The organism is Nonlabens sp., assembly GCF_047636915.1.
Lineage (GTDB): Bacteria > Bacteroidota > Bacteroidia > Flavobacteriales > Flavobacteriaceae > Nonlabens.
The window spans coordinates 1-7,932 of the sequence record NZ_JBLIGN010000100.1; the positions used below are offsets into that span (position 1 = coordinate 1).

Annotated in this window: 8 protein-coding genes; 1 reads left to right on the forward strand and 7 read right to left on the reverse strand. The window is 35.2% G+C overall.

Features of this window, described 5'->3' with window-relative positions; all coding sequences use genetic code 11:
• From ACJAT0_RS11560 to ACJAT0_RS11590, 7 genes are all read right to left on the reverse strand, one after another.
• Positions 1 to 764, reverse strand: a 764-nt coding sequence (locus ACJAT0_RS11560; protein WP_415181781.1) for a pyridoxal phosphate-dependent decarboxylase family protein, incomplete at its 3' end; no start/stop codon positions are given.
• 439 nt (positions 765 to 1,203) lie between these two features.
• The gene (locus ACJAT0_RS11565; protein WP_415181782.1) at positions 1,204 to 1,632 is read right to left on the reverse strand and encodes a PepSY-like domain-containing protein; all 429 of its coding nucleotides are present in this window, start codon (positions 1,630 to 1,632) and stop codon (positions 1,204 to 1,206) included.
• A 1,274-nt stretch (positions 1,633 to 2,906) separates the two neighbouring features.
• On the reverse strand, positions 2,907 to 3,827 hold the full coding sequence (locus tag ACJAT0_RS11570; RefSeq protein WP_374004352.1) for an EamA family transporter: 921 nt from the start codon (positions 3,825 to 3,827) through the stop codon (positions 2,907 to 2,909).
• Positions 3,828 to 3,951: 124 nt separating this feature from the next.
• Positions 3,952 to 4,146, reverse strand: coding sequence for a cold-shock protein (locus ACJAT0_RS11575; protein ID WP_374004353.1), 195 nt, complete (start codon positions 4,144 to 4,146; stop codon positions 3,952 to 3,954).
• A 342-nt stretch (positions 4,147 to 4,488) separates the two neighbouring features.
• A complete protein-coding gene (locus tag ACJAT0_RS11580) occupies positions 4,489 to 4,938 on the reverse strand; it encodes a KTSC domain-containing protein (protein ID WP_374004354.1) in 450 nt (149 codons plus the stop codon).
• A 197-nt stretch (positions 4,939 to 5,135) separates the two neighbouring features.
• On the reverse strand, positions 5,136 to 6,125 hold the full coding sequence (gene lpxD, locus ACJAT0_RS11585; RefSeq protein WP_374004355.1) for a UDP-3-O-(3-hydroxymyristoyl)glucosamine N-acyltransferase: 990 nt from the start codon (positions 6,123 to 6,125) through the stop codon (positions 5,136 to 5,138).
• A gap of 138 nt (positions 6,126 to 6,263) precedes the next feature.
• The gene (locus ACJAT0_RS11590) at positions 6,264 to 7,322 is read right to left on the reverse strand and encodes an NAD(P)-dependent alcohol dehydrogenase (protein WP_374004356.1); all 1,059 of its coding nucleotides are present in this window, start codon (positions 7,320 to 7,322) and stop codon (positions 6,264 to 6,266) included.
• 398 nt (positions 7,323 to 7,720) lie between these two features.
• On the opposite strand from ACJAT0_RS11590, the gene ACJAT0_RS11595 reads away from it, so the two are divergent.
• Positions 7,721 to 7,932 (forward strand): tRNA (cytidine(34)-2'-O)-methyltransferase (locus tag ACJAT0_RS11595; protein WP_415181783.1); only part of this gene is annotated, 212 nt, incomplete at its 3' end.

Genomic DNA, 7,932 nt, shown 5'->3' on the forward strand with positions numbered 1-7,932 from the left:
TTTTTACAAATCTCAGCTATCTGTTCTAATGGATCTACCGTTCCCGTGTTAGTGGTTCCTGCATTTGCAATAATACAGAAAGGCTGTAAGTCCGTTAAACGATCCCTAGAGATTGCATTTTTTAATTTATTAATGACCATTTTAAATTCGCCATCGGTTGGAATAATACGTATTTGTTCCTTTTTAAAACCTATAACTCTTATGGCTTTTACATTAGAGGAATGCGCTTGATCTGACATATAGATAATCGCCTTTGAGAAGTCATCGCCACATAGCTGTCTTCTTGCCGTAACTAATGCCGTAAGATTTGCCATTGATCCACCACTCGTAAAAATTCCGCCACCTTTTTTTGAAGGGAACTTGAATAATTTAAGCAACCAGTTCATAGAAACAATTTCCAATTCTGCTGCAGCTGGAGAAGCTGCCCAACCACCAGAAAATATATTGAACCCTGTCGCAAGTGTATCAGCCATTACACTGACGTAATTACTGGGTCCAGGAACAAAAGAGTAGGACTTAGGATGCGAAACAATATTGCTGTTTGGCAATACATTTTTGGTTACAAAATCAAGTACTTCTTTAGGATCTGAAGGGAATTCAGGAATGGGCTCTTGAAATATAGCGTCCATTTCTTTTCTAGAAGCCATCGCTACAGGACTTTTTTCATTTTGAGTAACAAAATGTTCTACTATGGTATCAATTACCCGATACCCATAAGATTTCATTTCTTCCTTACTTAATTCTAATTCATGTGACTGATCCATAACAAAACTTCCTTAAAATAGAAAGACAAAATTAGAACTATTGAATCATTAAAGTGACAAAATATTAAGTTAATGCTGGAATCATACGCATTCTCAGCTGATCTTAAAAATGTACATACGGATCATCATTTAATATAAACGAAGACCCCATAATACCTATCCTTATTGGATATTTGTTAAGGAATTCATTAGCTAAAAAGGTATTTTTATTTTTTATTTTAAAAATAAAGCCCTTAAAACAAGAATTTATGTAATTTTATAACCGCTAAGCTGTTCCTGTCGTAATTTTCTGCAACAGATAACCCACCAGTAAATTCGACGACAACGTTGATTCGTTTCCAAAAACTGCAAAAAAATGACCTGTAATCACGGAATTTAGAATACTATAAAGTATTTCAGTACGGTCCGATTGGCTTTTGCATATTAAACTCTTGTAATGCTATAATTTGGACCCATCTTTTCTGTATTCAACATCACGGTTTTTACCTTTTTGCTTGAATTCAATATCGTAAAACTCTCCTTTAATAGCATGCATAACATGTTCAGCTTCAGCTATTTTCATTTCTGGAAATTCTTTACGTATCGCACTTTGAATGGCTGCAGGGATTTCTTTGTCCTTTATAGAATTTTCTGTTTCAATCCATATACCGTCTGCATTAAAATCTGCACGGTATTTTTCTCCTTTCTTTTTAAAGTGGGCTTCCCAGTAACCATGAGAGTCTTGTTCAAAATCTGGATCCTTTTCATCAGGATATTTAACTTCAAATGAAGCTAAAACTACTTTAGGAACTTCGGTTTTGTAAGCGTTTTGACAGCTTGCGGTTAAAGAGATAAGTAGAAGTAATAAAACTATGGTGACAATTCTCATGATACAATTTTTAATGAAGATGGCGTTTCGAGCTGCTATAAACTCCTTACACCTATTTTTATTTTATTATAACTGTTAAAATAAGCATTTGTAGTGATTAAAATTAAGTGTCTAGGGGATCCATCATCGGTGTAGCGCTTTTGAACATTCTTGGTAACTCTAAAATTTGAACTAAAAACCAAAGCGATATAAATTAATTATTAAAGAAACTTAAATACCTGCCAGCTCATAGGCTTGTAATCTTTAGAAAACTTACCGCGCTAGTGTTTACCTGTATGAATGCTGTCAAATGATGCATCCATTACTTTGGAGGCATCATCCACTACATCTAATGGTGGCAAGAAATCGTGTGCTTCTTGCTTCTTTTAGAAAGTTGATTAGATCTTCATCAGTTACCGAAGCAATAACGACGGCATTTATATAAATACCAACTCTTGAAAGTGTCACTGCTGGGTATGCCTCAACATATTTAAAGCGGCTTTAGCCATATGAGTATGTGTATAATGGTCTTGTTTATGGAAAGGAGGAAACTTAGCATCTAGGGTACTTACGTTGGTAATAGACTTCTATTGTGTAGGGTCTTTTTTCATAATTTCAGAAAGAGGGATACCGATCCTGAACGGAGCGACAAAATTTAATAGCTACAGTTATAACATCACAGCAGTTTCTATCTCACCCAATTTTAAAGGCGCAATAACTAGAAAAATAAAACTCACTCTTATCTTTTTTTTGATAGAATTGCGGCTACAAGTCATTTGAATACTTTAAAATAAAAATAATTTTGTGCCCTTCTTATTCCTGTCTCTCCGCTAAAATTTAAGCCAGATACTTTGGGTTTGTTTGCATACCTTTTTGTGCTTCCTTTTTTTTAAGACTTAGATTCATAAGAAACAAGTCTAAAACATTTCATTTATACTTTTATGAAATACGACCTGAGTTCTTCATTCTATTCAAAAACCTGTTTTATATCTAAAATGACTTAGTGCCGAATAGTAGATACCTCTTTAACTTCATCTAGCGAACTCTTACTTATATTTTGTTAGCATTCCTGACTTTTCTTTTGTACTATAAGTTTAGTGGTCGTCAAATTATAGAAACCCGCACTACTCATACTGATATAAAGAACCTTGTTATTTTTTCGTAATAAGTAAGTGATCGCTCTCAGCGAAGAGAAATACTTGAGAATAAATCCATACCAATGCTACGTACCTATCACTTTTGCATGATTAGAATCATAATAGCCCAAAGAAAAGAAAATTTTTAAACGGCAATCCTTATCTGTTTTTAGGTGAAGGTTTGATCTCTTTTATACCTCGTTTACGACTGTTTATAAAATAGACACCTGTTAACATAACTGCAGCAGCAACCAAAGATTGACTTGTTATTTCTTCTTCTAGAAAATACCAACCTAAAAGCATTGCGATTACCGGATTAACATAGGAGGATGTAGCAACTTTTTCTGTAGAAATCTTTTTGAGTAAAAAATTAAAAGAGGTAAAAGCTGCTATACTGCCAAACAATATCAAGCAAGTCAAGGATACATAAGCATTTGAGCTCCATTCTAAAGGAGATTTCCAATCCTCATTAAAAGCAAAGCTCCCAACGGCTAGTACTACGCCAGCCGCTATCATTTGATAGCCTGTAGAAACAAAGAAGTTTTCCGGAACGTCAGCCTTAGCTACGAACAAACTTCCTGCACTCCAGCTTAAGATGCACGTAAGGATCATTACTATTCCAGTCACAGTGCCTTCTTTTGTAGTAATGTCATTTTGACTTACTAGTATATACATGCCGATTAAACCTAATAAGACCCCTATGATTGACTTAAGCTGTAATGACTTGCGTTGAATCGTTCTCATTAAAAGCAAAATGAACAAGGGCTGTAAAGAAGCTATTAAGGCAGCAAAACTGGTGTCGACATACTTTAAGGCCCAAACGAATACTCCGTTGCCGTAAGCAAGAAATAAAAAACCAGCTAAAATGGAGTTTGCGAGTTGTTTTTTAGTGATGCGCAAGCTGTAACCGAATGACCTAGCCATAATAAAAATTATGGTTCCTGCAGTGGTAAACCGAATGCTAGCCAGCATAAATGGTGCTAACTCACTTACTGCCATTTTATTCCATAGATACGTGGAACCCCAAAATACGTATATAGAGAAAAAGGCCAAACCAATAAGCAATGTGCTTCTTTTCATAACCGCAAAATTAGCAGAATAAGGGGTACTTAGCACTCGAATTACCATAGATAATCCTTATTTATAGACAAAAAAAAAGCCCATCTTTATAAGATGGGCTCTGTGAGAAATTTAGGGTTTAGAATTAATCTAAAACTCTAACATTAACGGCGTTTAAACCTTTTTTTCCTTCCTTAAGTTCAAATTCAACTTTGTCACCCTCACGGATTTCGTCGATTAAACCTGTTACGTGTGCAAAATGTTCCTGACTAGATCCGTCTTCTGTGATAAATCCAAATCCTTTTGCGTCATTGAAAAATTTTACTGTACCTGTACTCATCTGTAATAATTTAAATTAATAATACTTCTTATTTAATTTCAAAAGCCTTTCCACAAGAGTATTCACCATGTAAAGCTCGCCATAACTAGAAAATGATAAAAAATAAATAAGAAATCCTACTAAATTTTATGATCATATGATCCAATCATATTGCAAAAATAATACTTTTAATTGATATACAAGTAAAATTATAAAAATTTGGCATCTTATTCCCAATGTTCAGCACTTTTTGAATGTAATATACTGATATTAAAGCTTTTGTAATTATATTAGGAGGCGTGATTTTGTGAAATAAAAAAGCCATTTCACAATTGAAATGGCTTTATATATAGTTACTTAAATTTAAGCTTCTTGTAAATCCTTTTTAGACTTGCGGTATAAGAAGTTATGAAAGATATTACGCTTTCCGAATCGGTAGCGGTTATCTGCATTTACTAATTTCTTAAAAATCTTTACATCTACCCCAAAATACTCATAGGTCTTCCCATCTGTAAATGTAACTTCAAGGACACGTCCTTTATGATCAAAATCCTGTATTCCAGTATTGGTAGTCGTCTCTGTGTATTCATCTATGTTTAACTCCTTTGTCTCTGGAGCTATACTCACTAGAAAATGATACCCATCAATAATTTCACGACTCATTACTTCAGCCTCTTCCTTCTTAACATCTCCATCTTGGAATTTATCAGGATGCCATTCTTTTACTAGATTGCGGTAACTCTTCTTTAACTCTTTAAGGTTGATGTCTTTCTCTACGTTAAACATCTTTTTATACTGATTGATACGCTTCATGTGCTCCACTTTTTAAGGCGGTGCAAAAGTACGTTATTAATAAGGTATCCCAATGTTAAATAATGAACACTTATTGAAATCAATACTGCACCAATTAGAAGTAGCTATGGCTATAGCATTTATTGGGTGAGAGGAGAATCTTTATAATCTTGCTTTCGCGAAAGCAAAACACGTATACCTCCTAATGATAAAAGCTATTATTTAACTAGCCTGCGCAGTGCCACCCATTGCTTCATCATTTCTCGAGCATCAGTAGCAGGATAACCTAAAACAGTTTGTCCAGCTTTTACATTATTAAGGACACCACTTCCTCCGCCTACAGTTGCACCAGACTCTACAGTAATGTGGTCATTAATACTTGCGCTTCCTCCTATCATAACTCCATCACCTAAAGTTACCGAGCCAGCCAGACCACTATGTCCTGCCATCACACAAGACCTACCCATAACTGAATTATGACCTATTTGCACTAAATTATCAATCTTACAACCGTCCCCTATAATGGTCGAATTGAATTTTGCGCGATCTATACAGGAATTTGCCCCTATCTCAACAGCATTACCTATCACTACATTTCCTATATGAGGAATTTTAACCAATCCACTACCATCATCTGAAGGGCAATAACCAAAGCCGTCTGCTCCTATGCTTACATTCATGTGAAAAATACACTGCGCTCCTATTTGAGAACGCTCCCGTATCACTGTTCCTGACCATGCCACTGTTTGTGGCCCAATAATCGTGTCGTCAAATACACTTACATTGTGGTATAGCACAACCCCGTCACCCAGTACTACATTTTTACCTACGTAACAATGTGCTCCTATTTGCACCCCTTTTCCTATAACAGCCGTTGTATGTATAATCGCTGTAGGATGAATATCTGTGTCAAAAACAGGCATAGGCGGCTTAAAAGCCTCTAGAAGCTTTGCCATAGCGAGATCTGCATTTTTAACTTTTACAAAAGCCCGATTATCTCCTGGCTCTAAAACTATAGTGTCGCTGATAATAGCAACGGAAGCTTTTGAATCTGCCCAAAATTTAGCGTACTTTTTATTACCTATAAAAGTAAGATCTGTAGAAGAAGCATTTCTAATCTCCTCTACTCCTGTAATTTCAATAGTTGTGTTGCCTAAAAGTTCTCCGTTTAGAAGCTCGTTGATCTGTTGCGCAGTGAATGAATACATATATGTCAATTAAATTTTAAAAGAAAGATTTGAAAACACCTTCTAATTGTTATAAAAAAGCTGTGGAATTTAAGGACAGATCTATCGCGATTCTTCAACCTTAAATAAAACAGCAAATTTACTGCTTATTTATAATAACTAATTTTTAAGAGACTTCATGTCTATAACAAAACGATATTTTACATCATTGCCTTGCACACGCTCAAAAGCGGTGTTGATTTCATCCATATTGATCATTTCTATATCACAAACGATGTTGTGCTCTCCACAGAAATTTAACATTTCTTGCGTTTCTTTCATACCACCGATCAAGGAACCGGCTACTCTTTTTCTTCCCAGGATCAAACTGCCCCCATGCATAGGCTCTAAGGGCTCAATAGCTCCAACCATGCACATCGTTGAATCGCGTTTCAATAAACTTAAATAAGGATTGATATCATGTTTTACAGGAACTGTATTCAAAATAAAATCAAAAGTACCTTGATGTTCTTTCATCTCTCCAGCATTCTTTGAAATAAGTACACCATGAGCTCCTAGTCTTTTTGCATCCTCTGCTTTACCAGGTGAAGTTGTAATCATAATGGTCTCTGCACCCATTGCCGCTGCAAATTTTATTCCCATATGTCCCAAACCACCTAATCCTACAACACCTACTTTATCTCCTTTTTTTATTTTCCAGTGATTTAATGGAGAAAATGTAGTAATTCCAGCACACAATAAAGGAGCTGCTGCTCTGAGATCTAAATTCTTTGGAATACTTAATACAAATTTTTCATTAACCGTAATACTAGAGGAATAACCACCAAAAGTATGATCACTTTCTGCTCCACCTATCCTGTCCTTTCCGTTATAAGTACCCGTCATTCCGTTTTCACAAAATTGCTCTAGATCATCTTCACAGGCACTACACGTCTGGCAAGAATCTACCATACAACCTACTCCAACAATATCTCCTACTTTAAACTTAGATACCTTGGCACCAGCTTCTGTAACTTTTCCTATTATTTCATGGCCAGGTACAATAGGATACTTTGCATTTCCCCAATCGTTATTTTTTGCATGTATATCACTATGACACACTCCACAGTAAAGAATATCTATTTGCACATCAGTGTCAATTAACTCGCGACGCTTGATGGTCATTTCTTTTAAATCGGCATTTTTATCTTTTGCTCCGTAAGCTTTTACTTGTTGCATAGTTTGTTATTTAAATTTTTAATAGAATTTGATTATCTGTTCAACGTTTTTTTTAGGGGTTTCCATATAGCTATTTCTCCTTTTTTCAATATAATAAAGAAAACACTCTTTTACGGTTAATTATGAGTTAATACGTTTGTATAATTATCTAAATGCTTGATCCTTCTCTGGCGTTCCTAAAAAGCAGGCTTTCCGTAGAGCACTTTACAGCGGCACTCAAAACACTTAGAACTCCGAATTTTCAGTTATTTCTTTTTCCTTTTCTCTGCGTTAAAATTTGCAAGGCTAACAGAGGCTGTGCTTGAAAATTTATGCCTTGATCAAAGAAAAAATAAATCTGCTGAATTCTCTGAAAACCTAAATGCTTTGAGTATATCTTTGCTTCTTAAATCAATTTTATGTCGTTACATATTGTTCTCATCGAACCAGAAATACATACGAATACAGGAAATATAGGCCGTTTAAGTCTTGCTACCGGTTCTCATTTGCATCTCGTAAAACCTTTTGGGTTTGAACTGACCGACTCGCGATTAAAAAGAGCTGGCCTGGATTACTGGCCACATATTGAACTTTCTATTTATGAGAATACTGCCGATTTTCTAGAGAAAAA